Source organism: Mycobacterium sp. NPDC051804 (assembly GCF_044452905.1).
Lineage (GTDB): Bacteria > Actinomycetota > Actinomycetes > Mycobacteriales > Mycobacteriaceae > Mycobacterium.
This window is the reverse complement of record NZ_JBITCD010000007.1, coordinates 214,933-240,859: the sequence shown is the minus strand read 5'-3', so window position 1 is coordinate 240,859 and position 25,927 is coordinate 214,933. Positions and strand designations below refer to the sequence as shown.

The window sequence follows — 25,927 nt, the reverse complement described above, 5'->3', positions numbered from 1 at the left end:
CTGATGGCAGTCCGCCGAACCCGCCCACCACAGCCGTTGGCGCCGCATGGAATTCCCGGCCACCTGGTCGAGTTCGTGGAAGCGTTGCGCGGGCAGGGGATCTCGGTGGGACCGTCGGAGACCGTCGACGCCGGGCGGGTGATGTCGGTGCTTGGCCTGCAGAGTCGCGAACAGCTGCGCGAAGGGCTTGCGTGCGCGGTGCTACGCCGTCCCGATCACCGCGAGACGTATGACGCGATGTTTGACCTGTGGTTCCCCGCGGCGCTGGGCGCGAAGACGGTGCTCGTCGACGACGACGACGAAACGGATGGCGAGCCCGAAGGTTTGCCGCCCGAGGACGTCGACGCCATGCGTCAGGCGTTGCTGGATCTGTTGGAAGCCAACGAAGATCTGGCCAATCTGGACGAACGGCTGCAGCGGATGATCGCGCAGATCGTCGAGGCGCACGGAAGGTACAACTCCAGCCGCGGCCCGTCGTATTCGTCGTATCAGGCCCTCAAGGCGATGAACCTCGACGACCTCGAGGGCAGGCTGCTGGCCGGCTTGCTCGCACCGTACGGCGACGAGCCGACACCGACACAGGAACAGATCGCGAAAGCGATGGCGGCGCAACGCATCAACCAACTGCGCCGCATGGTCGAAGCGGAAACCAAACGTCGCACTGCCGAGCAGCTGGGCCGCGACCACGTGCAGATGTACGGCGTGCCACAGCTCGCAGAGAACGTCGAGTTCCTGCGCGCCTCCGGCGAACAGCTGCGTCAGATGCAACGTGTGGTGAAGCCGCTGGCGCGCACGCTGGCGACCCGGCTGGCCGCGCGTCGGCGGCGGGCGCGACAAGGTGAGATCGACCTGCGCAAGACGCTGCGCAAATCGATGTCCACCGGTGGCGTGCCGATCGACGTGGTGCTCAAGAAGCCGCATCCGGCGCGGCCCGAGCTGGTGGTGCTGTGCGACGTGTCCGGCTCGGTCGCGGGCTTCAGCCATTTCACGTTGATGCTCGTGCACGCGCTGCGCCAGCAGTTCTCGCGCGTGCGGGTCTTTGCCTTCATCGACACGACCGACGAAGTCACCGAGTTGTTCGGGCCCGACGCCGATCTCGCCGTCGCCGTGCAGCGCATCACCCGCGAGGCGGGGGTGTACACCCGCGACGGCCATTCCGACTACGGGCATGCGTTCGCCTCGTTCATGAACAGCTGGCCGAATGTGTTGTCGCCGCGCAGCTCACTGCTGGTGCTCGGCGACGGACGCAACAACTACCGTAATCCCGAACTCGATCTGCTGGCCCACATGGTCAATTCCAGCAGGCATGCGCACTGGCTCAATCCCGAGCCCAAGCATCTCTGGGGCAGCGGCGATTCGGCGGTGCCGCGCTATCAGGACGTCATCACGATGCACGAATGCCGCTCGGCCAAGCAGCTGGCCTCGGTCATCGATGCGCTGCTGCCGGTCTAGGCGCGGCACAAGACGTAAGCTGGTCAATCGTGGTTTCTCGACGCAGGGTGGGCGTGATGGGTGGGACGTTTGATCCCATTCACAACGGCCACCTGGTCGCGGCCAGCGAGGTCGCCGACCTGTTCGAGCTCGACGAGGTGGTGTTCGTCCCGACCGGTCAGCCGTGGCAGAAGCATCACCGCGACGTCACCGCCGCCGAGGACCGCTACCTGATGACCGTCATCGCCACCGCGTCCAACCCGAGGTTCTCGGTCAGCCGCGTCGATATCGACCGCGGCGGTCCGACGTATACCAAGGACACCTTGCGCGACCTGCGTGCGCTCAATCCGGACGCCGATTTGTACTTCATCACCGGAGCAGACGCCTTGGCGTCGATCCTGTCCTGGCAGAACTGGGAGGAGATGTTCTCCATCGCCAAATTCGTGGGAGTCAGTAGACCCGGCTACGAGCTCGACGGCCAGCACATCAAGGCGGCCAGAGCCGAGTTGCCGCCCGAAGCGCTCAGCCTCGTGGAGGTGCCCGCGCTAGCGATCTCGTCGACCGACTGCCGTAAGCGCGCCGAAAAGGGTAGGCCCATCTGGTATCTGGTGCCCGACGGTGTCGTGCAGTACGTGACCAAACGCAGGCTTTACCAAGCCAATTCGTTGGCATCCGAGGAGAGCACACGATGACCGCGTCCCAAGAGGCCATCGACATGGCGACCGTGGCGGCGCGCGCGGCGTCGTCCAAGCTCGCCGAGAACGTCATCGTGATCGACGTTTCGGGGCAGCTGGTCATCACCGACTGCTTCGTCATCGCATCGGCATCCAACGAGCGACAGGTCAATGCGATCGTCGACGAGGTCGAGGAGAAGATGCGGCTCGCGGGACACAAGCCGGCCCGCCGCGAAGGCGCGCGCGAGGGACGGTGGACGCTCCTCGACTTCGTCGACATCGTCGTGCACATCCAGCATGAGGACGAGCGGGACTTCTATGCGCTGGACCGGCTATGGCGTGACTGCCCCGTCATCCCGGTGGACCTGGATGGCGATGAGTCGCTTGCGCGAAGAGCAGAGGACTACGAGTCATGAGGGTCCGCCACCTGGTCCTGCTTCGTCACGGCCAGACCGAATACAACGCGGGCAGCCGCATGCAAGGCCAGCTGGACACCGATCTGTCCGACCTCGGGCGGGAGCAGGCTGTTGCCGCGGCTGAGGTGCTGGCCAAGCGCCAGCCGTTGCTCATCGTGTCCTCGGATTTGCGGCGGGCGCTGGACACCGCGGTCACGCTGGGGGAGCGCGCAGACGTGCCGGTGCAGGTGGATACCCGGCTGCGCGAGACGCATCTCGGAGATTGGCAGGGGCTGACGCACCTCGAGGTCGACGCTCAGGCGCCCGGTGCGCGACTCGCGTGGCGCGAGAACGCTCGTTGGGCACCGCACGGGGGAGAGAGCCGGGTCGACGTCGCCGCGCGCAGCACGCCACTGGTCAATGAGCTGCTAGCCGAACAGACGGAATGGGGCGCCGACGAACGGCCGGCGGTCCTCGTCGCCCACGGTGGCCTGATCGCGGCGCTGACCGCGGCGTTGCTCGGGCTCCCTGTCGACAATTGGCCGATCCTCGGCGGAATGGGCAACTGCAGCTGGGTGCAGCTGTCAGCGCACAGTGAGATCGACGCCGCTCCAGCGGATATCCGCTGGCGGCTCGACGTCTGGAACGCCTCGGCACAGGTCGCCAACGATGTCCTCTGATCCCGCCCGCCGGACGTTGCTGTTGTTCTGCGACTCGCTGTCCTACTACGGCCCCACCGGTGGCCTGCCCTCCGACGATCCGCGAATATGGCCTAATATCGTTGCCGCACAACTTGATTGGGACGTCGAGATCATCGGTCGGATCGGTTGGACCTGCCGTGATGTCTGGTGGGCTGCCACTCAGGACCCGCGGGCGTGGGCGGCGCTGCCGCGCGCGGGTGCGGTGGTGTTCGCGACAAGCGGGATGGATTCGCTGCCGTCGCCACTCCCGACGGCGCTGCGCGAGTTGATCCGATACATCCGACCTGCGTGGCTCCGCCGCTGGGCGCGCGACGGGTACGGCTGGCTGCAGCCGCGACTCTCGCCGGTGTCGCGGGCGGCATTGCCACCGCACGTGTCGGTCGAATACCTCGAGATGACCCGCGGCGCCATCGATTTCAATCGCCCGGGCATCCCGGTCGTGGCGTCGCTACCGTCGGTGCACATCGCGGAGACGTACGGCAAAGCCCACCACGGCCGCGAACCCACGGTCAAGGCGATCACCGCATGGGCGGCCGAACACGGCATCCCGTTGGTTGACCTCAAGGCCGCCGTCGGTGAAGAGGTCATGAGCGGCCGGGGCAATCCCGACGGCATCCACTGGAATTTCGAAGCGCACCAGGCCGTGGCCGACTCGATGCTCAAGGCGCTTGCGGAGGCCGGCGTGGCATGTCCGTGATCGTCGTAACGGACTCGTCGTCCCGCCTGACTCCAGATGAGCTGAAGCAGTGGAACATCCGGCAGGTGCCGCTGCATGTTCTGATCGACGGCGAGGATGTGCGCGACGGTGTCGACGAGGTGCCCAACGACATTCACGACCGTCCGCGCGCGACGACTTCGGGGGCGTCGCCGGCCACATTGACCGAGACGTATCGGCAGGCGCTCGCCGACAGCGGCGGCGACGGTGTAGTCGCGGTCCATATCTCGGCCGCCCTGTCGAGCACGTTCAGTACGGCGGTGCAGGCTGCCCGGGAGTTCGGCCCATCGGTCCGCGTCGTCAATTCGCGATCAGCCGCGATGGGCGTCGGGTTCGTCGCGCGCGCTGCCGCGGATGCGGCCGCGACCGGGGCCGATCTGGAAACCGTTGAGGCTGCGGCCCGTTCAGCGGTGCCGCGTACGCATGCCTTCATCGTCGTCCACCGTCTGGACAACCTGCGGCGCAGCGGACGGATCGGCACAGCCGCCTCGTGGCTGGGCACGGCACTCTCGCTCAAGCCGCTACTGTGTCTGGACCTGGACGGCCGGCTGGTGCTGGATCAGCGTGTGCGCACGCTGACCAAGGCCCACGCGGCCATGGTCGACCGGGTCGCGGAGATCGTCGGCGACCGCAGCGCGAGGATTGCGATTCACCACGTCGACAACCACGACGGCGCTGATGAGATGGGCGCCACCCTGACGGCACGTCTTCCTCAGATCGACTCGCTCACCGTCGCCGATATGGGCCCGGTGTTGTCGATCCACCTCGGTGCGGGCGCGATCGGCGTCGTCGTCCAGACCGCCGAGTAATCAACCACCGTCAATGAGCGGTGCCCCTTGTCGCCTGCTTTGGTAAGTGATAACTTACGGTTCGTGTCCACTTACCAAGAGGTCGACGATGTGTGGGAAGCGCTGGCTGACCGCACGCGCCGGTCGATTGTGGAACGTCTTGCACATGGGCCGTTGCCTGTCGGCGAGCTGGCTCGCGATCTTCCTGTCAGCAGGCCGGCGGTGTCGCAACACCTGAAGGTGCTCAAGCGTGCCGGGCTGGTGCGTGACCGTGCCGCCGGCACACGTCGCGTCTATCAGTTGGACCCGTCGGGGCTCCAAGCCCTACGCGCCGATCTCGATCGGTTCTGGGTGCAGGCCCTTGCGGGTTTCAAGGAGACGGTCGAACGTCTAGAAGGAGACGAATCATGACAACTGCGCGATCCGAAACCATCCGTCATCACGTCGTCGTGAACGCGCCCCTGGAACGCGCATTTCGCGTATTCACCGAGCGGTTCGGCGATTTCAAGCCGCGCGAACACAATCTGATGAGCGTGCCGATCGTCGAGACGGTGTTCGAGCCGCGAGTCGGCGGGCACATTTTCGACCGCGGCGAGGACGGGACTCTCTGCAAGTGGGCGAGCATACTGGCCTACGAGCCGCCGACCAAAGTCGTCTTCACCTGGAACATCGGTCCGACCTGGCAACTGGAAACCGACCCCGCCAAGCGAAGTGAAGTCGAGGTCCGGTTCATCGCCGAATCCGCCGAAAGTACCCGCGTTGAACTGGAACACCGTCACATCGAACGCCACGGCGACGGCTGGGAGGCGGTCGCAGGAGGAGTCGGCGGAGACGCCGGCTGGCCGCTGTACCTGGAGCGCTACGTCGGCCTGTTCGGCGACGATTAACCCGCGAAGCGGCCGGTGACCGGCGGGAGATCGGCCAGCGTGACGATGCCCGGTGCGGCCGCGACGACCGCGGGCACAGCGTTCGTCACCGGCATCGCGGTGTAGATCATGCCGAGACCCATGAAGCCGGGCTCGGTCCAGTCCTTGGGCGGCAGGCAATGCAGCACCGTGCGCATGTTGGGGAGGCCGAACACCTGGATGACGTGACCGTGTTCAAGCGGTTTGGGTGGGGTGACGTGGCTGCCCATGATCCAGTTGAAGCCGACGCTGACGACGTTCTTGTCGCCCACCCAGCCGCGGTGGTAACCCATGACGCCGCCGACGGTGCCCGCGGGGATCGTCATGAAGCCCAGATCGCTGTCGCCGGTGGCGGGCGTGAACGTCACGTCGAATGTCAGCTTGTCGAGCTTGGCGCCGATGGCGTCCGCCATCATCGCGGCAGATTCGGCGAACACCTCACTCTCGCGACGCACGCTCTCGGCCAGCCCCGGGGTGTCGGGATCCTGCGAGAAGCCCATGGCCGTCTGCGTTCCCGCCGACTCATACGTCGAGCAGTCCACCGACTCAGTGATCCGGATTTCGTCGACCCGCTCGCATGAGCCGGACAGCACCATTCCCACCATGTTCGTCATGCCGGGGTGCGCGCCGTTGCCGAAGATCGTGGAATTGCCCTTCTCGCAAGCCTTCCGGATGCGAGCCTGATCCTCGGGCGTCTGCTTGCCGCCGGTGATCCAGGCCGCGCTGGAGCAGACGTTCACGCCGGCTTCGAGCAGCCGGACCAGTTCATCGATGCTGGGCCACAACGGGTTGTAACAACAGGCGTCGGGCTTCAGTGCGATGAGCTCGTCGATGTCGTTGGTGGCCTTCACCCCCGTGGGTTCGGGCCAGCCGGACAGCTCGGCGGCGTCCACTCCGACCTTGTCCGCGCCGTGGGCGAACACGCCGACGAGCTCCATGTCGTCGCGGCCGATGATCGCGTGCAGCGATCGTCGGCCGATGTTGCCGGTCGTCCACTGGATTACGCGAAGGGGCCGCTGAGGGGTCGTCATTCCCAGCACGTTACATGTGGGTTCCGCCGTCGACGCGCACCTCGGTACCAGTCACGAAATAGGCATCCGACGAGGCGAGCATCGCCACCACGGCGGCGACGGCGTCCGGCTTGGCGAACATTCCGCCGCCGTCCACGGGCAGGGTCGGCATGATCTTGCCGAACAGCGAGAAGTCGGCATCGTCAGGCAGTCCGGGACCGATGCTCTGTTTGGATTCGCCGGTGCCATCGGTCATTCCAGAGGAGATCGAGCCGGGCTGGACCGAGTTGAACCGGATCCGTTCCTTTGCGAACTCCAGCGCCAGCGTGTGGGTCATCGCCTGGATCCCGCCCTTGGACGCCGCATAGGCCGACATGTAGGGATGCGCGAAGGCGGCGGAGGTGGAGCTGAAATTGACGACGGCAGGGTCGGTGCCGTTGCGCAAGGCGGGGATGGCCTCGCGCGTCATCAGGAACGTGCCGATCAGATTGATCCGCAGCACCTGCTCGAAATCGGCGAGCGTGGTCTCGAGGAAGTGCACCGACCGCAGAATCCCCGCCGCGTTGACGAGAGCATCGAGACCGCTGAGCGCCTCAATGGCCTGGGCCACGCCCTGCTTGACGGAGTCCTCGCTGGACACGTCGAGGACCACTGTCGTCAGCCGGTCGCGGTTCGCTTCGGCCCTGGCGACGGTGTCCTTCAAGCCGGACTCGCTGATGTCCGCCGCGGCCACCCGGCCGCCTTCGTCGAGGATCCGCAGGACGGTTGCTTGCCCGATGCCGGAGCCGCCACCGGTGATCAGGACTCGACGATCGTTGTATCGCTGAAGAGGCATAGGCAGATACTTGCGCGAAAATCCGGAGGTGTCAGCCGATTGTCCCGGCCAGTGGGCCTATCACTGCGGTGTGTTCCTGGGATGGATGAAAATGCCCTCTGCTTCGACAGTGGCGCCGTCTGCGTCGGAGATGTGGCCGACGGCGAACGTCTTCGCCCTGTCGATCCGGTCGACACGTGCCGACGCCCGCAGTGGCTGCCCGAGACGCGTGCCGCGCAGGTAGCGCAGTGTCAGGGTGCCGGTGACCGCGGGCTTGCCCGGCTGATGCGCGGTGGCGCCGAGGACGTGGTCCAGGATCAACGCGCAGACGCCGCCATGGACATGCCCCGGTGGTCCCTCGTACGCGGCACCGAGTACGAATTCCGTATGCACCTCCCCGTCCGCGCTGCGGTGGATGGTCAGCGGAGGAGCGACGGGATTTCGTTGGCCGATCATCACGTTGCCCAACGCGATCGAGCGCCCGTCGGGGGTGGCCTGAACACCAAACGATCCCGGTATCAGCGAGTCGCTCAACTGAGCCGTCGCGGCCTCGATCTTGTCGGTTGCGGCCGCGATGGCTGCCGCATCGACTTCGCTGCGGATGGTTGCATCGATCAGGTGACGAACCGACGCGGTCAGGCGCTCGTGTGCGTCGGTCGTCATGGGACTCCTTTGGTCGGGTGCCAACTCACCTTGGCCACCGTACAAACGGTCCGCAACGGAATGTCCCGCCCAGTGGTGAGTTCCCCTCAAGCCTGTGACCTGTGTTGTTAATCTGAAAATCGTGGAAGGAAGCGATCTGGGAGGCAAGCCGAACCTCGCGGCGACCAGCTGGGCGCTTCTGGGCATGCTTTCGTACGAGTACGAGCTGTCGGGCTACGACATCCGCAAGTGGATCGACTGGAGTATGCGCTTCTTCTACGGAAGCCCTGCGTACAGCCAGATCTACTCAGAACTCAAGAAGCTCGAACAGCTCGGTCTGGTGACGTCGCGCTTCGACAACAGCAGTGGCGCCCGTAGCCGAAGGTTGTACAAGATCACAGAGGCCGGCCTGGACGCCGTCACGCGGTGGGCGAACGATGCGCCGCTCGACCCTCCTGTTCTCAAGCACAGTCCTCTGCTGCGAGTGACGTTGGGGCATCTCACAAATCCCTCACGGCTCAAGGAGATCCTGCAGGAGCATCTCGCCTGGGTCGACGAGATGTACCGGAGCGCAGCCAAGGACGCGAAGTGGGCGAAAGCCGACACGACATGGGCCTACGCGCGGGTCGCGCTGAACTGGGCCGAGCGGTATTACGCCAACGAGCGTGAGCTGACGCTGAAGATGATCAAAGAGCTCGACGAGGCGGAGGCGGAATTCCCGCGGGTCGGCGAAGGCGGCCGAACGAAAGTTCCTTGGCCCACACCGGAGTACTGGTACGAAGTCGAGAAGAAGGCTGACGCCGACGACGCGTGACTACGTCGTAGGGGCGTCACCGGCGGCGTCGAGGGCCGCAATGTAGCCGTACACCAAACCCTGCGCGATCGTCGCGCCCGCACCGGGATAGGTGGCTCCGAATGCGTTTGCGGCCGTGTTGCCGATCGCGTACAGCCCCGCGATGGCGGTTCCGTCTTCGCGCAGCGTTCTGGCGCGTTCGTCGGCGCGTAGGCCGCCGCATGTACCCAGGTCGCTGAGCGTCATCTTGACCGCATAGAACGGCCCCTTGTCGAGCGGGCGCAGGTTCGGGTTGGGTGTGATGGTGGGATCGCCGTAATAACGGTCGTAGGCACTATTGCCGCGTCCGTAGTCGGAATCGTCTCCAGCGCAGGCCATGTCGTTGAATCGGGACACCGTGGCGACAAACTGCGCCTCGGGTACCTTCATCAGCCGCCCGAGCTCAGCCATGTCGTCGGAGCGATGCGCGATGCCCGCGTCGTACCACGCCTTCGGCAGACTCATCCGCGGAAAACGGTCCGCGGCAAAGACATAACTGTTGCGGTACTGCTGGTCGAAAACGATCCACATGGACTCGACCGGGTTCCCAGCACGTTCGCGGGCGAGCACACACTGGCCGAAGGACATGTAATCGCTGGCCTCGTTGGTGAACCGTTGACCGGTCTGGTCGACGATCAGTGAGCCCGGCAGCGATCGTTCGGCGAGCATGACCAGCGGATCGGCGCCGGGCAGCGGCGCCACCGCGGGGAACCACCACGCCTGATCCATGAGATCGATTCCGGCACCGACGTCTTGGGCGATGCGGATCGCGTCGCCGGTGTTGGTTTCCGCGCCGAGGCTGGTGTGGTCGCCGAGAGACTCGGACTGGAACTTCCAGCGCATGTCCATGTTGTGGTCGAACCCGCCGGCGGCCAGCACGACGCCGCGTCGCGCCTCGATGGTGACCTCGCGTCCATTCTGCGCGACCACGGCACCGGTCACCTTGTCACCGTCGGTGATCAGCCGCACCAGTGCGGTCTGCGTCCACACGCCGATGCCCGCCCGTAGGACGCCGGCGAACAACCCTGCGGCCAGCGCCTGCCCGCCGGCGTTGTAGCGCCGTCCGAGCATGAGCCCGCCCACACCCTGGGCCAGGCGTTTGACGATGAGCGGCAGGCCTTTTCGAGGGACGCGTGCCATCAGGTTCATCCAGCGATAGTCCGCACTCGTTGTCGGCATCGGGATCTTCGGCTCCATCAAGCCCGGGCGCAGCAGCGACCGGTACTGGCCGAGCAGCGAGGCATTGAAGGGCCTACATTCACACGTCCGCCCGTCGGCGCTGCCGCCGGGACGCTCGGGGTGGTAATCGGAATAGTCGCGCGCCCAGGTGAACCGCATCGGTGTGGTGCGTCGCAGCATCTGGACCGTCGCCGCCAGCTGGGTGACGAACTCCGCAGAGCGCTGCGGCGGAGCGGTACCGGCGACGACCGAATCAAGGTACGTCCGCGCCTTCTGCGCTGTGTCGCCGGCGCCGTTCTCGTCCAGCACCGGGCTCGCAGGAATCCACAGGGCGCCACCGGACCGTGCGGTCGAACCGCCCACATAAGGCGATTTCTCGACGATCAGCACCTTCAGCCCGCGCTCGGCGGCCGCCAGCGCGGCCGCCATGCCCGTGCCCGACCCCACGACGAGCAGATCGACGGTCGTATCGCGCACGGGTAGCCCGGCGGGGATGGTGGTCGGTGCAGCAGTCGTCACGACGTCGACAGTAGGTCGGGGCGATCGCGGCCGCGGAGGATTTTCCCTCCCAGCGGGACGATTGGCTCCATAAGCCGTATCCCGGGCGTACAACGAGGTTATGACGTTGCAGCCAGGGACCGCAGATGCCGACGAGATTCGGCAGATCGAAGCAGCAGCAGCACCGACGAGGTTCGCCCGTGGATGGCACTGCCTCGGTTTGACCAGGGACTTCGGCGACGGCGAACCGCACTCGGTGAGCGCGTTTGGCCAGAAGCTGGTGGTGTTCCGCAGCGGCGACGGCAAGATCAACGTGCTCGACGGCTACTGCCGCCACATGGGCGGCGACCTCAGCCAGGGCACGGTGAAGGGCGACGAGATCGCCTGCCCGTTCCATGACTGGCGGTGGGGCGGCGACGGGCGGTGCAAGAAGGTGCCCTACAGCAAGCGAACGCCAAGGCTGGCCCGCACCGCCACGTGGACCACGCTCGAACAGGACGGGATGTTATTCGTCTGGAACGACCCGGAGAAGAATCCGCCGCCCGCCGACATCGACATCCCCCGGATCGAGGGCGCGACGAGCGACGACTGGACCGACTGGCATTGGTACACGACCATCGTCAATACCAACTGTCGCGAAATCATCGACAACATCGTCGACATGGCGCACTTCTTCTACATCCACGGATCGTTGCCGACGCACTTCAAAAACATCTTCGAAGGCCATGTCGCCACGCAGTACATGAACGGCGGCTCGCGCGGGGACATCCCGGATCCCGAGGGACAGCCCCGGCTGCTCGGTACGACCTCGGTGGCGTCGTACTTCGGCCCGTCCTTCATGATCGACGACCTGACCTACCACTTCGAGAACGACGATCAGAACACGATTCTGATCAACTGCCATTACCCGATCGATGCCAATTCCTTTGTGCTGCAATACGGCATCATCGTCAAGAAGTCGGAGTCGCTACCCGGTGATGCGGCGCTGCAGGCGGCGATCGCGCTCGGCGATTGGGTCAAGGTGGGCTTCGAGCAGGACGTACAGATCTGGAAGAACAAGGCGCGTATCGACAATCCGCTGCTGTGCGAGGAAGACGGGCCCGTCTACCAGCTGCGACGGTGGTACGAGCAGTTCTACGTCAACGCCGCGGATGTCGAGCCGGACATGGTGGACCGCTTCGAATACGAACTCGACACCACCAGCCCGCACGAGGAGTGGATGAAGGTCGTCGAAGAGAACATCAGCGCCCAAACCGCGGGGTCGGGAAGCGCCTGATGGCCGTCCGGCCCGACAACCGCCTCGCCGACTCACCGATGGTGCCGGTGGCCTGCCGGCGTTGCGGGGCGTGCGTGCTGGCGCGGAAGAGCACCTGGAACCAGACCAGCGTGCAGTGGAACGCCGACGCGTCTGCCCGTTGCCTGGAACGTCGCGACGCGGACCACCTCACCGAGCATGCCGAGCGCGGCCTGTTCCTGGCCTGCTCGGCGCTCAACGACTCCATCGTCGACGCGGTCCGCACCGGCGATCTGACGGTGGTCGACGAATCGGCGCGGGTGAGCACGTAACTTCAATCCCGTGACACACACTGAGCCGCCGGTGGCGGTCGTGACAGGAGCCAGTCGCGGCGCGGGACGCGGCATCGCCGCCGCGCTCGTTGCTGACGGGTGGCGGGTGTACCTGACCGGCAGAACCGTGAGCGATCCGGGCGACGGCGGTATCGCCGTGAGCGTCGACCACCGTGACGACGATGCGGTGGCGGCGTTGTTCAAGCGCGTCGACTCCGAACACGGCGGGTTGGATCTCTTGGTCAACAACGCCGCGGCCATCTCCGACGAGCTGGTCAGCCCGAAACCATTCTGGGAGAAGTCGATCGAACTGGGCGACGTGCTCGACGTCGGGTTGCGGTCGTCGTATGTGGCGTCGTGGCATGCCGCACCGCTCTTGGTGCGTCGGGGCCGGGGCCTGATCGCGTTCACGTCGTCGCCCGGGTCCGTCTGCTACATGCACGGTCCGGCCTACGGCGCGCAGAAGGCCGGCGTGGACAAAATGGCCGCCGACATGGCGGTCGACTTTCGCGACACCGGGGTGGCCACGGTGTCGATCTGGATGGGCATCCTGCTCACCGAACGCTTCCGTAGTGCCTTTGACGGGCATCCTGACGCGCTGGCGAAGACGGCCGAGCACGCTGAAACCCCGGAATTCACTGGGCATGTGATCAATGCGCTGTATCGCGATCCCGATCTCGCCGAGCTGTCCGGCCACACGGTGATCGGCGCGGAGGTCGCGCTGCGCTACGGCATCACCGACGAGGACGGCAGGCAGCCGCCCTCGCATCGCGACATGTTGGGGGCGCCCCGGGAGCCCAGCTCTGTGGTGGTGCGCTGACGGTCAGGCCGGTTGGAAAGCGCTGATCGGTGCTTCGTCTGGGTAGATCGCCGGGCCGCCCAGATCGTATGCGGCGTTGAGCGTGCGAATGAAGTCCGGATCGTGCAGCGGCGCGTCGGGCATGGCGAGCGTGATGCCCTTGGCGTTGACATCTTTGACGAGCATGTCCAATGCCTGCTCGATGGTGAGATCGTCTGAGCCGTCCATGTTCTTCTTCAGCTCGTCGAAGTCTGTGAAGACCTCGGCCGACCAGTGGACGAGGAAGCGAAGGTCGTCGGTGTGATGGCGGGCGATCACGTCATCGCCGTTCTTGAGCAGCCACTGGTCGCGATCGGCCGGATCACCGGTGAAGACGGTGTCGAAAGCCAGCCCTGCGGGTGTCTGTTGTTCCAACGCTCCGTTGGCTTCTCCGCGATGCACCATCATTTCGTTCTGCACCACCACACCGCGGTTGTAGACGGGAGGCAGCAGTCGATGTGGTGTTTTGAGGGGACCGTCCGGCCAGTAGGTGAAACCACTGCTTTCATCCAGCGAGAACCAGGTGATCACCTGGGCCATCTTGATCAAGTAGTCCTGAAACAGACCCGACTTGCCCATCACACTGCAGAGCCAGGTGGGGGCGTTCTCGTGGCGAACACCGCGGAAGCTGGGGGAGTCCAGGTGACCCGGGTCGCGGTTGGCGCACGGCCCGTTGATGTTGAACAGCATCAACTCTGGCTTCGCGTACTCGGCGTTCCAGTAGCGCTTCGCCATCTGGAGGAACTTCTCGTTGTAGAAGCAGTCGTGCAGTTCCGGATGCAGCACCGCCCCGTAGTTCGCGAGATAGCCACGAAAGGTCGGCGTCAGAAAGAGATCCAGAGAGGGAGTGAAGCCCTCCGGGAATGCGCCGCTCATCGTCGCCATCAGCTCGTCAGCCGATGCGAAGTGCTGAGCGATGATCAGCTTCCACGGCCCCTGGGTGCGGACGACGTCGAGCATGCGGTCACGTTGATCATCGGTGTAGACACCGTCGATCTCTGTCGGCGGGGACGCCGGGCGCAATACGTCGGAAAGTTGCATCCGCTGCTGTTCGGTGAGCATGGCTCGATTGTGGTGCGGCTGAGAACCTCCGGATCAAGGCCTGTCCAGTCATCGGGAGGTTTGTTTTCTCTTCTCCTGGCTTGATTAGGATCACAATGTCAGTCTGAGGGCCTCACCACGCATATATGTCCACCGCGAAGCTCTCAGGCTGACATTGCGCACGTGTGGACCCGGTGTAAGGACGACAAATCCACGTGGCTCGGCATCTCGTCGACGCGGCAGTCAGGCTTCATGCTTTCGAGATTGACGGAAGTCCTCTTCACTTAGGGGCTTCCGACTGGCCGGATCAGATACCGAGCACCTCACGCGCTCTGTCGATTTCGTCGGGATCGGCGGTTGACGGGATGAGCCTGAGTTCGTCGAGTCCCGCCTCGCGCGCGCCACTGACCGCAGCGAGGAGTCCGGGTGCTCCGCACATCAACGTCCCCGCGTCCGGAGCCGTCAAGTAGCCCGATTCCGTTCCGGCGGCGGTGACTTCGTGCTCCCAGAAGTCCTTGACGTGTTCTCGGAGCTGTTGTTCCGGGTCGGGACCGAGCGCAAACCACACTGGTGCGGAAAAGTGCGGTCGTTCCGCTCTGCCGGCCACCTGCCACGCCTCGATGACTCGTTCACGTTGCGCGGCCAGTGCTTCGGCGTCGAAGTGCAGAGAATGGGCCGGGTCGCTTACCCCGACGGCCCACTGTGCAGCTCGAGCGAGCGCCTTCGGTCCGACCACGCCGGCGACGAGCGGGATGCCGCCGGTCTGTACCGGCGCGGGCCCCACCGGAAGGTGTCCCTCGACGGGAGGTTCCTGGGCCCACACGCTGCGCATCGCCGCCACGGCCTCGTCCATGCGCTGACGCTTGCGATCGAGCGCGGCGCCGACCGCGAGGTAATCCTCATCCCACGCGCCGATCCCGACGCCGAGCGTCAGGCGCCCACCCGACAGGACGTCGATGGTTGCCAGGTCTTTGGCGAACAGGACCGGGTTGCGCATCGGTAGCGCGACCACGTCGGTCCACAGCCGCACCCGCTCCGTCATCGCTGCCGCGGCGGCGAGCTGCGGGACGACCGACCAGCTGTCTGGATAGACGAGCCGTTCATAGGTGGCGAGGCCGTCCCACGGCCCCTCATCGATCTTGCGATACCACGCGAGCTCCGTCTCGCGGCCGTGCGGGAAGAGGGTGGGAAGACCCATGGTGATGTGCATGCGGGGGTTATCCCTTCAAAATCGCAGGGGATGAGAGAATTTCGCGCGCAGTAGTGCGCCGACCTCGGCGATCGCGAGCCTTCCGCGTGCCGTGGCATCCGAGCGCATCAAGAACCCGTGATAGGTGCCCGGGTAACGCGTGACGGTGGTCTGCACACCGGCGTCCCGCAGACGTGTCGCGTATCGCTCGCCCCAGTCGCGGATCGGATCGCATTCTGCGGTAACAACTATCGCGGGCGGCAGTGCGCTCAAGTCCGTCGCGTGCGCCGGTACCCTGTACTCGTCGTGGGGCGCGGTGCTGCCGGTGTCCGCGAGCTCGTGCATGTAGACGATGTCATCGTGAGCGAGCATCGGTGCATCGATGAGGGCGAGCATCGACTCGGCCGCCATGTCGCGGTCGAGGCCCGGATAGAGCAACACCTGGCAGCAGATGGCGGGGCCGCCGCGGTCGCGCGCCGCGAGCGCCACCGCCGCGGCGAGTGAACCGCCGGCGCTGTCGCCGACGACCGCCAGCCGGTCGGCGTCGACTCCCAACAGGCCGGCGTGCGCCGCAAACCATTCGGTCGCCGCATAGGCGTCGTCGAACTGGGCAGGCGCGGGGAACTCCGGAGCCAGCCGGTAGTCCACCGACACCACGGTGGCGTTGGATTGCGCGGCAAGCATTCTCGCCAGCGGCTCGAACGAATGGTTGGAACCCATCACCATGCCGCCGCCGTGGAAGTACACGAGCACAGGCGCGGCTGATTCGGTCGAAGGGTGGTAGATCCGTACGGGTATCGGGCCGTCGGGGCCGTCGATCACGCAATCCTCGATGTGCGCCATGAGCGGCATGTCGTCCGGATGTGGTGCGGACTCGATCGCCTCCCGCACGGCCGCCAGGCCACGCACCCGCATCCGTGGAATCGCACCGAACGACGCGACCCGCGCGGCCGCGTCGGGGTCCAGTCTCACTGATCCTCCGGGTCGAACCGGCGGCCCGCGCGCAGCACCGGCGGCCGTTGGGCGGCAAGCGTTTCTGCGCGTTCGGCCATCGCAGAGCCGACGTAGTCCGGTTGGGTGAGTAGGTAGAACCGTCCCTCGGCGGCTTGCTCGAAGACCGCTTCGGCGGCGGCGAGCGGATCCATCGCGTCGGTCTTGATGTCAAGCATGGCTGAGCGCTGCGACTCGGCGGCGGCGACGTCGCCGTCGTCGACGCCACCTGCGGACTCAAAGATGTTCGATACCACGGCCCCAGGCAGGACCGCCTGAACGTGTATGTGGTCATGGCCCGCCAGTTCGACCTCGAGCCGCAGGCATTCGGTGAGCGCCAACACCGCGTGCTTGCTCATGATGTAGGGCGCCTGTAGCGGTATCGCTACGACGCCGCCGACCGACGAAAGGTTCCACACCCACGCCGGTTCGCCGGCGGTGATCATCGGGGGAAGAAACGCCCGCACACCGTGGAAAACCCCGCTGATGTTGATGTCGACCAGCCGATTCCAATTCTCGACCGGTGTGTCCCACAGGAACCCGAACTGCTCGACACCTGCGTTGTTGACCAGCAGCCGGACCGGACCGATGTCGCGGTAGGTGCGCTCGGCGAGCGCTTGCATCGTATCTGCGTCGCGCACATCGCATTCCGCGGTAGAAGCCGCGCCGCCGGCCGCGACGAGCTCATCCCGTAATTGCGCAATCGCGTCGGCGTCGATATCGGCAAGCACCACCGTCATGCCCAGCGAACTCGCATGTCGGGCAAGGCCCGCGCCGATACCCGCGCCGGCGCCCGTGATGACGGCGACGCCGCCGTCGAACGGTGTGCTCATGCGCCTGCGGTGGCGGAACTCTTCGCACTGTATTCGGCGAAGGGAATTGAATCCTCGGCGTCGAGCACCACGCTCATCGACGTGAAAACCAGGCCATGGTCGGCCCGACGAATCCCGACGTCGACGACGCCGCTGGACACGTCGAAGGGGACGTTGTTGGTGATCTGATTGACATACAGATAGAAGCGCACGTTCGTCACGGCGCCCTCGCTACCGGCACGGAAGATGTTGGTCGCGTGATGCCGCAACGGGTAAGGGTTCTCGTTGCGGTGTTGCGTCAGCCAGGCCAAGGTCTCGGCACCGCCATGCAGCTCGGCGGCCAGCAGATCCTCGAAGGGGCACGCGCCGGAGTCCGATCGGCTGACGTATTCCATTTCGTCGGCGATCCGGACGGCGAGTTCGTCGAAGTGGCCCTGGTCGTAGTGGTACCAGAAGCCGGCGATGAACTCCTGGACCTCGGACAGCGTGATCGTGTCGCTCATGACGACCAGTCAACAGCGGCCGATTGCACTACGGCGCAGAAACGTCCGGTGAGTGGAACGGATTCTCCGAGCCGAACCGGTTGCGTAGGTCGCGTTTCAGCAGCTTGCCGCTGGGGTTCTTCGGCAGACTGTCGACGAAGAAAACCTGCTTGGGAGTCTTGTACCCGGCGAGGTGAGCGCGACAGTGCCCGATCAGTTCGTCCTCGTCGGCGGCGCCGTCACTCCGGCTCACTACGGCGGCCACCACGGCCTCGACCCATACCGGGTGTGGGATGCCGAAGACCGCCGCTTCCTGCACGCCGGGGTGCCGGTACAAGACCTCCTCGACCTCTCGGCTGGCGACGTTTTCCCCGCCCGTCTTGATCATGTCCTTCTTGCGGTCGACGACGTGCAACAACCCGAACTCGTCGTAGTAGCCGAGGTCGCCGGAGTGAAACCATCCACCCCGGAAGGCCTCCGCCGTCCGTAGTGGGTCGTCGAGATAGCCCAACATCAGGTGGGGGCCGCGGTGGGCGATCTCGCCGACCATGCCTTGGGGCACGGGGTGGTCACTGTCGTCGACGATGGCGGTCTCGACGTTGATCGCGGGCCTGCCGGCCGCACCCGCGTGGTCGCGCTGATCCTCGGGTCCCATCGCACTGGCCAGCGGCGCCATTTCCGTCTGCCCGTAGAAATTCCACAGCGCGAGATTCGGCAATCGCTCCTGGATTTCGAGCAGCACCTCCGTCGGCATAGCCGACGCTCCGTAATACCCCTTGCGCAGGCTGCTCAGATCGACCTGATCGAAAAGCGGGGACCTAAGTAGTGCGATCCAGACTGTGGGCGGTGCAAAGTAATTCGTCACCCGATGAGCTTCTATGCCGCGCAGAACCAACTCCGGATCAGGCCGGGGAAGGATGATGCTGGTTGCACCGAGGTAGATGTCGGTTGCGAGGAAGTTGTCCAGTTGAGCGCAGTGGTAGAGCGGCATCGAATGAATCTCGACGTCGTCGGACGCCATCGACCCGGCGACGATCGTGCTGACGTAATTGGCCATGAGGCTGCGGCTGGAGTGCATCACAGCTTTCGGCCGGGACTCGGTGCCGCTGGTGTACATCAGCCGAAGCAACTGGTCGTCGTGGATCTCGAGGTCCGGCGCTTCCGTCGTGGTCGTCAGCCAGAGCGCGAAGTCATCCCACCCGGCCGGTGCCCGTTGCTCGCCGGTGGTCAGGACCACCTTTGTTGTGACGGTGCCGCCGCGGGTCATCGCCTGCGCGGCGGTGGGAATGAGGTCAAGGTCGACGATCAATCCGCGGACCTGACTGTGACCGAGGATGAAGGCGATCTCGTCTGCGGTGAGCATGAAGTTGATTGGGACGAGGACCACCGCCGCGCGAGCGGTCGCGAATGCCAGCACCGCGTACTGCCAGCAGTTTCGGGCCAGCAGCGCGATCCGGTCGCCCGCAGTGAATCCGTTGTCCCGCAGCGCCGCCGCGGCACGATCGACCAGCTCGTCGAACTCTGCGAATGTCAAGCTGACGTCGCCGTCGACAATCGCGGTCTTTTCGGGATGGCGGCGGGCCGACCGCCGGGGGATGTCGCCCAGTGAGTGGCTGCGGACCTGCATGTCGTTGTCCTTAGTCGTTCGGCACGAGTTGAAGATCGCGACCGATGATTTCGCGCATGATCTCCGATGTCCCGCCGTATACCCGTGTCACCCGCGCGTCGATCGCCGAGCGGGCAATGGGGTATTCGCGCATATAGCCGTAGCCGCCGAACAGTTGTTGGCAGGAGTCGAGGCAACGGAACTCCATCTCCGTTGCCCAGAGCTTGGCTTTTGCGGCATCGGTTGCCGATAGTCGCCCTGCGTTGAGTTCGACCACACACCGGTCGATGAACGCCTCGGCGACCGACACCTCGGTGGCCACATCTGCCAGCGCGAAACGGGTGTTCTGCAGCGCGCCGATCGGCTTTCCGAATGCGGGGCGCTCGCGCACGTAGTCGATGGTCCAGCGCAATGCGGCGCGGGCTCGCGCCAGACTTCCGACGGCGATCTGCATCCGTTCCTGCGGAAGGTTTCTCATCAGCTCACCGAATCCGCGGCCGACCTCGCCGAGCACGTTGCTCTTGGGGACTTCCACATCGGTGAAACTCAGCTCCGAGGTGTCCTGGCAATGAAGTCCCAGCTTGTCCAGGTTGCGCCCCCGCTCGAAGCCGAGCATTCCGCGCTCGAGCACGAGCAGTGTCAGTCCACGGTGGCGGTCCGGTGACGTGCGAACCGCGGTGATGACCACGTCTGCGTTCTGCCCGTTGGTGATGAACGTCTTCGCGCCGTTGACGACGAAGTGATCACCGGCGTCGACGGCAGACGTGCGAATAGCGGCGACGTCGGATCCGGTGCTGGGCTCCGTCATCGCGATAGCCGCGATCAGGTCTCCGCTGACGAAGCCGGGTAACCACCGGTCCTGCTGTTCGGGCGTCGTCAGATCTGCGAGGTACGGCAGGCAAATGTCGTTGTGGACGGCGAAACTCAGTCCCACCGCGCCGCAATCGGCATCCATGAACGCTTCGATCAGAATCTGGTTGTAGCGAAAGTCGCGAACCCCGACGCCGCCGAAGCGCTCGTCGGCTGCGAAGCCGAGCAGCCCGACGCGACCGGCTTTGGCGAAGATCTCACGCGGAACGATGCCGGCGGCTTCCCAGTCGGCGATGTGAGGCGCGACCTCCTTGGCCGCGAAATCGCCTGCCAGCTCGGAGAAGGCGCGGTGGTCATCCCCGTAGTGCACCCGTTGCATCGCCGAAGCGTAGGCAGGCCGACCGCTGTATTTCGACATGTGTCCCGCTGAGTAGACAGTCGCATCGCCGGCACCGATCAACAGCTCGATACTCGGTTCGTGACGACCGAAGCCGAAACGACGGCGGCTCCGAACGCAGTTGATCTGGATGAACTGCGGGCCAATTTGCACCAGGCTGACCCTGGCGTGCTTGTCGCGGTGCTGGCCCAGCTCACCGGCGACGCATCAGTGATCGAGCGGTTCGGACCGGCGATCTCCCATGTGCCCGATCCACCCGAGCGGGCAGGCGTCACCGACTCCGACACTGCCGAAGCGCTCGTGACCGCTGTCATCGAAGCCCTCCAAAGGCCGCATCCCAACGACGCGCTGGCCGCCGACGACCCCGAATTGTTCACGCGGCTGCTGCCGGTGGCGCTGGGATCTGATGTCGACGACGAATTCGTCCCACTTCTGCTGGAACAAGGCGGTTTCCAGCTGTCACAGCCGACTTTGCCTCGGACAGTAGCGATTCCCGAGACGACGACTGTGGCGATCATAGGTGCAGGGCTCGCCGGCATCATCGCGGCGCTCGCGGCTGCTGATGCGGGTGTCGCCTTCGAGATCTTCGATCGCAACGACGAAATCGGCGGCACATGGCTGACAACCAAATACCCCGGCATTGGAGTGGACACTCCGTCGGCGTACTACTCGTTGTCACGCGAGGTGAATCCCGACTGGACGAGCTACTACCCGCAGGGTGCGGAGTACCAGGCGTACTTGGTGTCGCTGGCCGACAAGTACGGACTGCGCGACCATGCCCGGTTCGGCGCCGAGGTCGAAGCGCTGACGTGGGACGAGGACCGCAACCAGTGGCGGATCGAGTCGGTGGACCGCGACGGTCATCGTGCGATCAGCCATGCCCGTGTTGTGGTGACCGCTGCGGGCTACCTCAACCGTCCGCGCTGGCCTGAGGTTCGCGGCCGGGAGTTGTTCGCGGGTACGAGTATCCACACGGCGCAATGGGATCCGTCGCTCGACCTCGCCGGGAAGCGGGTGGCGATCATCGGTGCGGGCTGCACTGCCGTCCAGATCGTCGACGCCTGCGTCGACGAAGTGGAACACCTGACTGTTTTCCAGCGGCAACCGCACTGGGTCGCGCCTCGTAAGAGGGCGACCGACGACGTGCCCGAGTTTCGCCGCTACCTGGGGCGACATGTTCCGTACTACGCGAACTGGCACCGGCTCAAGTCGTACTGGGCCACGGCGGACAACAATTATCCGGTCGTCCTGCGTGATCCGGAATGGGCCGAGGATCACCTGTCCATCTCAGCGGCCAACGATGTGCTGCTGCAGATGTGCCTGGAGTACATCGACCGAACCTTCGGGGCGGAAAGCGAATTGGCGAAGAAGGTGACGCCCGACTTCGCGCCGTACGGCAAGCGCATCATCCGCGATCCCGGTGGCTACTATGCGGCGCTGACTCGATCCCACGTCGACGTGGAAGCGAGCGAGCCGGCAGAGGTCAACGAGCGCGGGATCGTCACCGCCGACGGTAGACAGCTCGATCTCGACGTCATCATCTATGCCACCGGCTACCACCTCGATTTCCTGTCCACCATCGACATCCGGGGCCGCGACGGGCGCAAGCTCGCCGACGAATGGGGTGACAGTCCGCGCGCCTATCGCGGGGGCACGGTACCCGGCTTTCCCAACTTGTTCATCAATTCGGCACCGAACTACAGTCCCGCCCACGGAGCGGGCGCCAACTTCTCGATGGAGGTCTTGGCGCACTACATCACCGAGTGCCTCCAACTCATGGCGCTGCACGGCGCAGAGACGATGGAAGTGACACAGCAGGCCTACGACCACTATGTCGCCGCAATCGACGAAACCATGGCAGGCACGGTGTGGTGCCATACCCCCAGTGCGCACACGTATTACCGGTCGGGATCGGGCCGGGTCGTGGTGGCTAATCCGTACCGTCTGGTCGATCTGTGGCATCAGCATCGTGCGCCCATCGAAGAGCATTTCGAGCTGCGATGACTCAATTGCTCAGCGGCAAAACGGCTCTGGTCACCGGCAGTAGTCGGGGGATCGGGCGGGCTATCGCGCAGCGGCTAGCCGCAGAGGGCGCGATGGTGGTGGTGACGGCGCGGTCGTTTGAGCCGTCGGAGTCAGTGCGACACGGATCAACCGCGGCAATTCCCGGCACGATCGACGAAACCATCGCGCTGATCGAGGCCGCCGGCGGTAAGGCCATCGGCATGGCGGCCGACCTCGAGAACCCCGACGATCGCGACCATCTCGTGCAGCGGGTGCTCGACCGCGCCGGAGGCCTCGACATCCTGGTCAACAACGCGGGTTTCGCTGACTACTCGGTTGTCGAGGACATGTCGCTGGACACGTTCGAACGCACTGTGGAGCACTATTTGCGAGTGCCGTTCTTGCTGACCAAAGCGGCGGTGCCGGCTATGCGCAAGCAGGGAGCTGGCTGGATCGTGAACATCGGGTCGGTGACCGGAGTCGCGCCGGTGCGGCCCTACCGCGACTACAACAAGACCTCGGGCGACGTGGTGTATGCGTCGATCAAGGCGGCACTGCATCGGTTCACCCAGGGCGTCGCGGCTGAACTGCTCGATGTCGATATCGCGGTCAATTGCGTGGGACCGTCAACTGCCGTGCGCACACCGGGTGCGGCCCAGCTGATCCCGGAGAGTTTCCCGACCGAGCCCGTGGAGTATCTAGCTGAGACCGTCCTGGCGATGTGCCACCGTCCGGCCACTGAACGCACTGGTCTGGTTGCGTTCAGCCTGCACTACCCGTGGTTCGCGCAGCTGCCCGTGCATAGCCTGGACGGCGCCACGGTACTGCCTCCGCTGGAACCGCCGGCGACGGCCAACCCGAATATTCTGCCGCTCGGACTCTAGGCCGAATGGCAGAAGCTGTGACAGACCCGGTCGCGGACAATGACATCCGGGCATTCGGGATCGAACCACCGATCGACGTAGGCCCAGTGGATCGGGTGCATCAGGTAGGGCCCCATCAGCCCGTCGACGTCAGTGAATTCCTGTTCGAAGACATGCGTCCACGGTGATGCGCCGATGGCGTTCTCGACGCGGCTGAGCTGCCAGGAAGTGATCGTGCGCACATAGCGTGGCATCAACCGGAGGTCGGATTCGAACCGTTTGACCGTGGCGTCGTCGGTGTCCGGGTCCACTCGCAGGAGCAGCGTCCGATAGACGGTGCCTCGCTCGTCGGTGTCTATTTCGCTGGGGACGCCTTCATATTCGGCGCCGTCGATGTGGCTGATCGCCGGAGTCGTGAGCGCCGCGGCGAATCGCGCAGCGACCGCCTTCCAGTCGTCGGCGCTCCGGAAGCGCACAGTCATCAGGATGTCGCCACCGTTGCGGGCGCCGGGCAGCGTCGGTCCCACGACGGCATGGTCGGCATCGGAAGAGTCAGCGATAGTCCGTAGTTGCGCAATCAAGGGCGCTGCCTCGGCATCGGACGCCAGATGAATCAGTCGCGTGACGCTAAACATCGCAGAGCCCGTCGACATCGTCGGGGGTGGCCGCGACGCTGCGGGATCGCTCGGAGATGAGCGCGGCGACACCGTCCCACCATTGCCCGACGCTCGCGTCGGGGCGACCCTTCCAGGTCATCTCCCACCATGCCTGAGCGTCCGGAAGTGTCCAGGTGATAGTGACGGTATTGATCTGGTCGGCGAACCAGATCGGGGGACTGACGAGTATGTCCCGCAACGACATTCCGCGTTCGCGGGCACCCGGGGCGTATTCGGCGAGGTAGCGGTCGATGAAGTCTTTGGCGCGGCCCGGTTGCGTCACCACCCGGTCGACGACATACACGGGGCCATCAACCATGAACGGCCCCGGCGAAGAGCGCGGTCAGATGTCCGCATACCTCCCTGCGCGCTTGCTGGGCAAGATCAAGCATCGGCATGGTCATGAACCCGTGGATGGCACCGTCGTAATCGAGGCGCGTCGTGGCGACCCCAGCCCGCTCCAGCGCATCACCGTAGGCGCGCCCCTCGTCGCGCAGCGGATCGTGGCCGGCGGTGACGACGATTGCCGGAGCCAGTCCGCGCAGGTCCGCATTCAACGGTGCGGCATAGGGATGTTCACGATCGGCGGCCGACGGCAGGTATTGGTCCCAGTACCACTGCAGTGCGGGACGCGGGTTGTAGAAGCCGTGCCCGTACCGGTGATACGAATCAGTGTCGAAGGTCGGGGAGATCATCGGATAGAGCAGCAGTTGGGCCGCGAGGGCCGGTGCTCCACGGTCGCGGGCCATCAGTGCCGCGGCGGCCGCGAGGTTACCACCGGCGCTATCGCCGCCGACGATGATCCGGCGCGCATCGCCGCCGAGCGCATCGGCGTTGCGCGCGGCCCACTGAGCCACCGCGAAAACATCCTCAGCGCCCGCTGGCCACGGGTGTTCCGGGGCAAGCCGGTATGAAACCGAAACAATCACGGCGGGAATCAGATTCGCGAACGCCCGACATAGTCCATCGTGACTGTCGAGATCGCAGAACACGAACCCGCCCCCGTGGGCGTAGACCACGGTCGGCACCGGGCCAGACGGCCACGCGGGCCGGTAGATGCGTACCCCGATGTCACCTGCAGGCCCGTGAACGCGTGCGTCGCGGACCTCACCGACTAATTCAGGGTCTGCCGCGGCGACGAAGCGCGACCGAATCGTCGCCCGCGCCTGCGCACCGGACATCTCGTGCACGGGCGGGAACCCAGCGTCGAGCGCTTCGATGATGTCCGCGATCTGAGGGTCGAGACTCATGCGTACTGCAGTTCGCGCGCCGGCCGTACCGCGCTGCGCAGCGGGCGCGCCTGTTGCAGCGTCGGCGCCACCCGCCGGGGCCCGTCCTCGACATCGCGCCAGATGCCCATCGCCGTCATCCGGACGGGCGCGGCCAGGCGCTGGTCGAACACCATCCGGCTCATCGGTCCGCACACCGAGACCGCCGCGACGGCTTCGCCGGGAGCGCCGATGGGCGCTGCGACACAACCGAATCCGGGCACCGACTCCTCGCGGTCGAACGCGACGCCGCGGGCCCGGACACTGCCCAATTCGGCACGCAGCTGCGCGGGGGAGCTGATCGAGAACCTGGTCTTGCGCGTGGCCAGATCGACGACGTCGGCGTCGCTGTTGTAGGCCAGCATCGCCTTGCCGACCGCTGCGCAGTGCGCGGGTTGGCGTCCGCCGACGCGGGTGGGAATGGCCGCCACCATGCGGTCGCCGATCTTCTCCAGGTAGACCACGTCGGAGCCGTCCAGCACCGCGAGGTGGACCACCAGTCCCGTTGCGCGGTGCAGATCGTGCAGCAAGGGGATGGCCGCGCGGTGCAGCCGGTCCTGGTGGACGGCGAGTGAGCCGAGTTCAACGAGCCGCATCCCCAGCTCGTAATCGCGTCCGTTGCGGCGCAGCCAGCGCAGCGCCACCAAACGCTCGAGCATCCGGTGTGCCGACGACCGGGGTAGGCCCGTGCGCCGCACGATCTGCGACAGGTTCAGGCGTCCTGGTCCGTCGAAAGCGTCCAACACGAGCGACACCCGATCGATGACGGCACTCGGGGTTTCGACGGCGGTGGTCATGACGCCTCCTCGCGTATATGACTA

General features: G+C 65.4%; 29 protein-coding genes. 14 read left to right on the top strand and 15 right to left on the bottom strand.

The window, feature by feature from the left end; translation table 11 throughout:
- Positions 1-3 precede the first annotated feature (3 nt).
- The 8 genes from ACIA48_RS27100 (at position 4) to ACIA48_RS27065 (ending at position 5,591) form a co-directional block, all read left to right on the top strand.
- The gene (locus ACIA48_RS27100) at positions 4-1,452 is read left to right on the top strand and encodes a VWA domain-containing protein (RefSeq protein ID WP_396738897.1); all 1,449 of its coding nucleotides are present in this window, start codon (positions 4-6) and stop codon (positions 1,450-1,452) included.
- A gap of 47 nt (positions 1,453-1,499) precedes the next feature.
- Entirely contained in the window at positions 1,500-2,123 is a 624-nt protein-coding gene (gene nadD, locus ACIA48_RS27095) for a nicotinate-nucleotide adenylyltransferase (RefSeq protein ID WP_396739508.1), read from the top strand.
- Entirely contained in the window at positions 2,120-2,521 is a 402-nt protein-coding gene (gene rsfS, locus ACIA48_RS27090) for a ribosome silencing factor (RefSeq protein WP_396738896.1), read from the top strand. Before nadD ends, rsfS begins: the two co-directional genes overlap by 4 nt.
- A complete protein-coding gene (gene gpgP, locus ACIA48_RS27085) occupies positions 2,518-3,180 on the top strand; it encodes a glucosyl-3-phosphoglycerate phosphatase (RefSeq protein WP_396738894.1) in 663 nt (220 codons plus the stop codon). Before rsfS ends, gpgP begins: the two co-directional genes overlap by 4 nt.
- Entirely contained in the window at positions 3,170-3,898 is a 729-nt protein-coding gene (gene octT / locus ACIA48_RS27080; protein WP_396738892.1) for a diglucosylglycerate octanoyltransferase, read from the top strand. The genes gpgP and octT overlap by 11 nt, the downstream gene beginning before the upstream one ends.
- Positions 3,889-4,725 (top strand): DegV family protein, encoded by an 837-nt coding sequence (locus ACIA48_RS27075; RefSeq protein WP_396738890.1) that lies wholly within the window; start codon positions 3,889-3,891, stop codon positions 4,723-4,725. The genes octT and ACIA48_RS27075 overlap by 10 nt, the downstream gene beginning before the upstream one ends.
- A gap of 63 nt (positions 4,726-4,788) precedes the next feature.
- Positions 4,789-5,115, top strand: coding sequence for an ArsR/SmtB family transcription factor (locus ACIA48_RS27070; protein WP_396738888.1), 327 nt, complete (start codon positions 4,789-4,791; stop codon positions 5,113-5,115).
- Positions 5,112-5,591: an SRPBCC family protein gene (locus ACIA48_RS27065; protein WP_396738887.1), complete on the top strand. Its 480-nt coding sequence runs from the start codon at positions 5,112-5,114 to the stop codon at positions 5,589-5,591. Before ACIA48_RS27070 ends, ACIA48_RS27065 begins: the two co-directional genes overlap by 4 nt.
- Here ACIA48_RS27065 and ACIA48_RS27060 read toward each other — a convergent pair.
- From ACIA48_RS27060 to ACIA48_RS27050, 3 genes are read right to left on the bottom strand one after another with little or no spacing between them, the layout of a single operon-like run.
- Positions 5,588-6,640, bottom strand: a complete 1,053-nt coding sequence (locus ACIA48_RS27060; RefSeq protein ID WP_396738885.1) for a dihydrodipicolinate reductase — start codon at positions 6,638-6,640, stop codon at positions 5,588-5,590. The genes ACIA48_RS27065 and ACIA48_RS27060 overlap by 4 nt on opposite strands.
- 10 nt (positions 6,641-6,650) lie before the next feature.
- Entirely contained in the window at positions 6,651-7,454 is an 804-nt protein-coding gene (locus ACIA48_RS27055; protein ID WP_396738883.1) for an SDR family NAD(P)-dependent oxidoreductase, read from the bottom strand.
- Positions 7,455-7,514: 60 nt separating this feature from the next.
- On the bottom strand, positions 7,515-8,096 hold the full coding sequence (locus tag ACIA48_RS27050; protein ID WP_396738881.1) for a PaaI family thioesterase: 582 nt from the start codon (positions 8,094-8,096) through the stop codon (positions 7,515-7,517).
- A gap of 121 nt (positions 8,097-8,217) precedes the next feature.
- On the opposite strand from ACIA48_RS27050, the gene ACIA48_RS27045 reads away from it, so the two are divergent.
- Positions 8,218-8,889, top strand: coding sequence for a PadR family transcriptional regulator (locus ACIA48_RS27045; protein WP_396738879.1), 672 nt, complete (start codon positions 8,218-8,220; stop codon positions 8,887-8,889).
- Here ACIA48_RS27045 and ACIA48_RS27040 read toward each other — a convergent pair whose 3' ends face one another.
- Entirely contained in the window at positions 8,890-10,605 is a 1,716-nt protein-coding gene (locus ACIA48_RS27040; RefSeq protein ID WP_396738877.1) for a 3-ketosteroid-delta-1-dehydrogenase, read from the bottom strand.
- A 100-nt stretch (positions 10,606-10,705) separates the two neighbouring features.
- Here ACIA48_RS27040 and ACIA48_RS27035 point away from each other — a divergent pair, with 100 nt between their 5' ends.
- Genes ACIA48_RS27035 through ACIA48_RS27025 form a run of 3 tightly spaced genes read left to right on the top strand, consistent with a single transcriptional unit; the run spans position 10,706 to position 12,970 of the window.
- Positions 10,706-11,860, top strand: coding sequence for a Rieske 2Fe-2S domain-containing protein (locus tag ACIA48_RS27035; RefSeq protein WP_396738876.1), 1,155 nt, complete (start codon positions 10,706-10,708; stop codon positions 11,858-11,860).
- On the top strand, positions 11,860-12,150 hold the full coding sequence (locus ACIA48_RS27030) for a ferredoxin (RefSeq protein WP_396738874.1): 291 nt from the start codon (positions 11,860-11,862) through the stop codon (positions 12,148-12,150). Before ACIA48_RS27035 ends, ACIA48_RS27030 begins: the two co-directional genes overlap by 1 nt.
- A 10-nt stretch (positions 12,151-12,160) precedes the next feature.
- Complete coding sequence (locus ACIA48_RS27025) at positions 12,161-12,970, top strand: SDR family NAD(P)-dependent oxidoreductase (RefSeq protein WP_396738872.1); 810 nt, start codon at positions 12,161-12,163, stop codon at positions 12,968-12,970.
- A gap of 3 nt (positions 12,971-12,973) precedes the next feature.
- On the opposite strand, the gene ACIA48_RS27020 is transcribed toward ACIA48_RS27025, so the two are convergent.
- The 7 genes from ACIA48_RS27020 to ACIA48_RS26990 form a co-directional block, all read right to left on the bottom strand.
- Positions 12,974-14,050, bottom strand: coding sequence for a hypothetical protein (locus tag ACIA48_RS27020; RefSeq protein ID WP_396738870.1), 1,077 nt, complete (start codon positions 14,048-14,050; stop codon positions 12,974-12,976).
- 286 nt (positions 14,051-14,336) lie between these two features.
- Positions 14,337-15,239 (bottom strand): LLM class flavin-dependent oxidoreductase, encoded by a 903-nt coding sequence (locus tag ACIA48_RS27015; RefSeq protein ID WP_396738868.1) that lies wholly within the window; start codon positions 15,237-15,239, stop codon positions 14,337-14,339.
- 15 nt (positions 15,240-15,254) lie between these two features.
- Positions 15,255-16,133: an alpha/beta hydrolase gene (locus ACIA48_RS27010; protein ID WP_396739506.1), complete on the bottom strand. Its 879-nt coding sequence runs from the start codon at positions 16,131-16,133 to the stop codon at positions 15,255-15,257.
- Positions 16,134-16,186: 53 nt separating this feature from the next.
- Positions 16,187-17,041 (bottom strand): SDR family NAD(P)-dependent oxidoreductase, encoded by an 855-nt coding sequence (locus tag ACIA48_RS27005; protein ID WP_396738866.1) that lies wholly within the window; start codon positions 17,039-17,041, stop codon positions 16,187-16,189.
- On the bottom strand, positions 17,038-17,523 hold the full coding sequence (locus ACIA48_RS27000; RefSeq protein WP_396738864.1) for a polyketide cyclase: 486 nt from the start codon (positions 17,521-17,523) through the stop codon (positions 17,038-17,040). The genes ACIA48_RS27005 and ACIA48_RS27000 overlap by 4 nt, the downstream gene beginning before the upstream one ends.
- 28 nt (positions 17,524-17,551) lie before the next feature.
- The gene (locus tag ACIA48_RS26995) at positions 17,552-19,129 is read right to left on the bottom strand and encodes an acyl-CoA synthetase (protein ID WP_396738863.1); all 1,578 of its coding nucleotides are present in this window, start codon (positions 19,127-19,129) and stop codon (positions 17,552-17,554) included.
- Positions 19,130-19,139: 10 nt separating this feature from the next.
- Entirely contained in the window at positions 19,140-20,297 is a 1,158-nt protein-coding gene (locus tag ACIA48_RS26990; RefSeq protein WP_396738861.1) for an acyl-CoA dehydrogenase family protein, read from the bottom strand.
- A 99-nt stretch (positions 20,298-20,396) separates the two neighbouring features.
- On the opposite strand from ACIA48_RS26990, the gene ACIA48_RS26985 reads away from it, so the two are divergent.
- A complete protein-coding gene (locus tag ACIA48_RS26985) occupies positions 20,397-22,319 on the top strand; it encodes a flavin-containing monooxygenase (protein WP_396738859.1) in 1,923 nt (640 codons plus the stop codon).
- On the top strand, positions 22,316-23,203 hold the full coding sequence (locus tag ACIA48_RS26980) for an SDR family NAD(P)-dependent oxidoreductase (protein WP_396738857.1): 888 nt from the start codon (positions 22,316-22,318) through the stop codon (positions 23,201-23,203). The genes ACIA48_RS26985 and ACIA48_RS26980 overlap by 4 nt, the downstream gene beginning before the upstream one ends.
- Here the strand turns inward: ACIA48_RS26980 and ACIA48_RS26975 are convergent.
- From ACIA48_RS26975 to ACIA48_RS26960, 4 genes are read right to left on the bottom strand one after another with little or no spacing between them, the layout of a single operon-like run.
- Complete coding sequence (locus ACIA48_RS26975) at positions 23,200-23,817, bottom strand: Dabb family protein (RefSeq protein WP_396738855.1); 618 nt, start codon at positions 23,815-23,817, stop codon at positions 23,200-23,202. The genes ACIA48_RS26980 and ACIA48_RS26975 overlap by 4 nt on opposite strands.
- Positions 23,810-24,157: a hypothetical protein gene (locus tag ACIA48_RS26970; protein ID WP_396738853.1), complete on the bottom strand. Its 348-nt coding sequence runs from the start codon at positions 24,155-24,157 to the stop codon at positions 23,810-23,812. The genes ACIA48_RS26975 and ACIA48_RS26970 overlap by 8 nt, the downstream gene beginning before the upstream one ends.
- Complete coding sequence (locus ACIA48_RS26965) at positions 24,150-25,088, bottom strand: alpha/beta hydrolase (RefSeq protein WP_396738851.1); 939 nt, start codon at positions 25,086-25,088, stop codon at positions 24,150-24,152. Before ACIA48_RS26965 ends, ACIA48_RS26970 begins: the two co-directional genes overlap by 8 nt.
- Positions 25,085-25,903: an IclR family transcriptional regulator gene (locus tag ACIA48_RS26960; RefSeq protein ID WP_396738850.1), complete on the bottom strand. Its 819-nt coding sequence runs from the start codon at positions 25,901-25,903 to the stop codon at positions 25,085-25,087. Before ACIA48_RS26960 ends, ACIA48_RS26965 begins: the two co-directional genes overlap by 4 nt.
- Positions 25,904-25,927 lie beyond the last annotated feature (24 nt).

Bases quoted from the DNA above. Each gene is read 5' to 3' on its own strand.
- ACIA48_RS26975 (WP_396738855.1), bottom strand. From the start codon at position 23,817: ATGTTTAGCGTCACGCGACTGATTCATCTGGCGTCCGATGCCGAGGCA.
- ACIA48_RS27005 (WP_396738866.1), bottom strand. From the start codon at position 17,041: ATGAGCACACCGTTCGACGGCGGCGTCGCCGTCATCACGGGCGCCGGC.
- ACIA48_RS27055 (WP_396738883.1), bottom strand. From the start codon at position 7,454: ATGCCTCTTCAGCGATACAACGATCGTCGAGTCCTGATCACCGGTGGC.
- ACIA48_RS27035 (WP_396738876.1), top strand. From the start codon at position 10,706: ATGACGTTGCAGCCAGGGACCGCAGATGCCGACGAGATTCGGCAGATC.
- ACIA48_RS27015 (WP_396738868.1), bottom strand. From the start codon at position 15,239: ATGCACATCACCATGGGTCTTCCCACCCTCTTCCCGCACGGCCGCGAG.
- ACIA48_RS26965 (WP_396738851.1), bottom strand. From the start codon at position 25,088: ATGAGTCTCGACCCTCAGATCGCGGACATCATCGAAGCGCTCGACGCT.
- ACIA48_RS27030 (WP_396738874.1), top strand. From the start codon at position 11,860: ATGGCCGTCCGGCCCGACAACCGCCTCGCCGACTCACCGATGGTGCCG.
- ACIA48_RS27075 (WP_396738890.1), top strand. From the start codon at position 3,889: ATGTCCGTGATCGTCGTAACGGACTCGTCGTCCCGCCTGACTCCAGAT.
- gpgP (WP_396738894.1), top strand. From the start codon at position 2,518: ATGAGGGTCCGCCACCTGGTCCTGCTTCGTCACGGCCAGACCGAATAC.
- ACIA48_RS26995 (WP_396738863.1), bottom strand. From the start codon at position 19,129: ATGCAGGTCCGCAGCCACTCACTGGGCGACATCCCCCGGCGGTCGGCC.
- ACIA48_RS26990 (WP_396738861.1), bottom strand. From the start codon at position 20,297: ATGCAACGGGTGCACTACGGGGATGACCACCGCGCCTTCTCCGAGCTG.
- ACIA48_RS27020 (WP_396738870.1), bottom strand. From the start codon at position 14,050: ATGCTCACCGAACAGCAGCGGATGCAACTTTCCGACGTATTGCGCCCG.
- ACIA48_RS27100 (WP_396738897.1), top strand. From the start codon at position 4: ATGGCAGTCCGCCGAACCCGCCCACCACAGCCGTTGGCGCCGCATGGA.
- ACIA48_RS27050 (WP_396738881.1), bottom strand. From the start codon at position 8,096: ATGACGACCGACGCACACGAGCGCCTGACCGCGTCGGTTCGTCACCTG.
- octT (WP_396738892.1), top strand. From the start codon at position 3,170: ATGTCCTCTGATCCCGCCCGCCGGACGTTGCTGTTGTTCTGCGACTCG.
- rsfS (WP_396738896.1), top strand. From the start codon at position 2,120: ATGACCGCGTCCCAAGAGGCCATCGACATGGCGACCGTGGCGGCGCGC.
- ACIA48_RS26970 (WP_396738853.1), bottom strand. From the start codon at position 24,157: ATGGTTGATGGCCCCGTGTATGTCGTCGACCGGGTGGTGACGCAACCG.
- ACIA48_RS27000 (WP_396738864.1), bottom strand. From the start codon at position 17,523: ATGAGCGACACGATCACGCTGTCCGAGGTCCAGGAGTTCATCGCCGGC.
- ACIA48_RS26980 (WP_396738857.1), top strand. From the start codon at position 22,316: ATGACTCAATTGCTCAGCGGCAAAACGGCTCTGGTCACCGGCAGTAGT.
- ACIA48_RS27060 (WP_396738885.1), bottom strand. From the start codon at position 6,640: ATGACGACCCCTCAGCGGCCCCTTCGCGTAATCCAGTGGACGACCGGC.
- ACIA48_RS27010 (WP_396739506.1), bottom strand. From the start codon at position 16,133: ATGCGGGTGCGTGGCCTGGCGGCCGTGCGGGAGGCGATCGAGTCCGCA.
- ACIA48_RS26960 (WP_396738850.1), bottom strand. From the start codon at position 25,903: ATGACCACCGCCGTCGAAACCCCGAGTGCCGTCATCGATCGGGTGTCG.
- ACIA48_RS27065 (WP_396738887.1), top strand. From the start codon at position 5,112: ATGACAACTGCGCGATCCGAAACCATCCGTCATCACGTCGTCGTGAAC.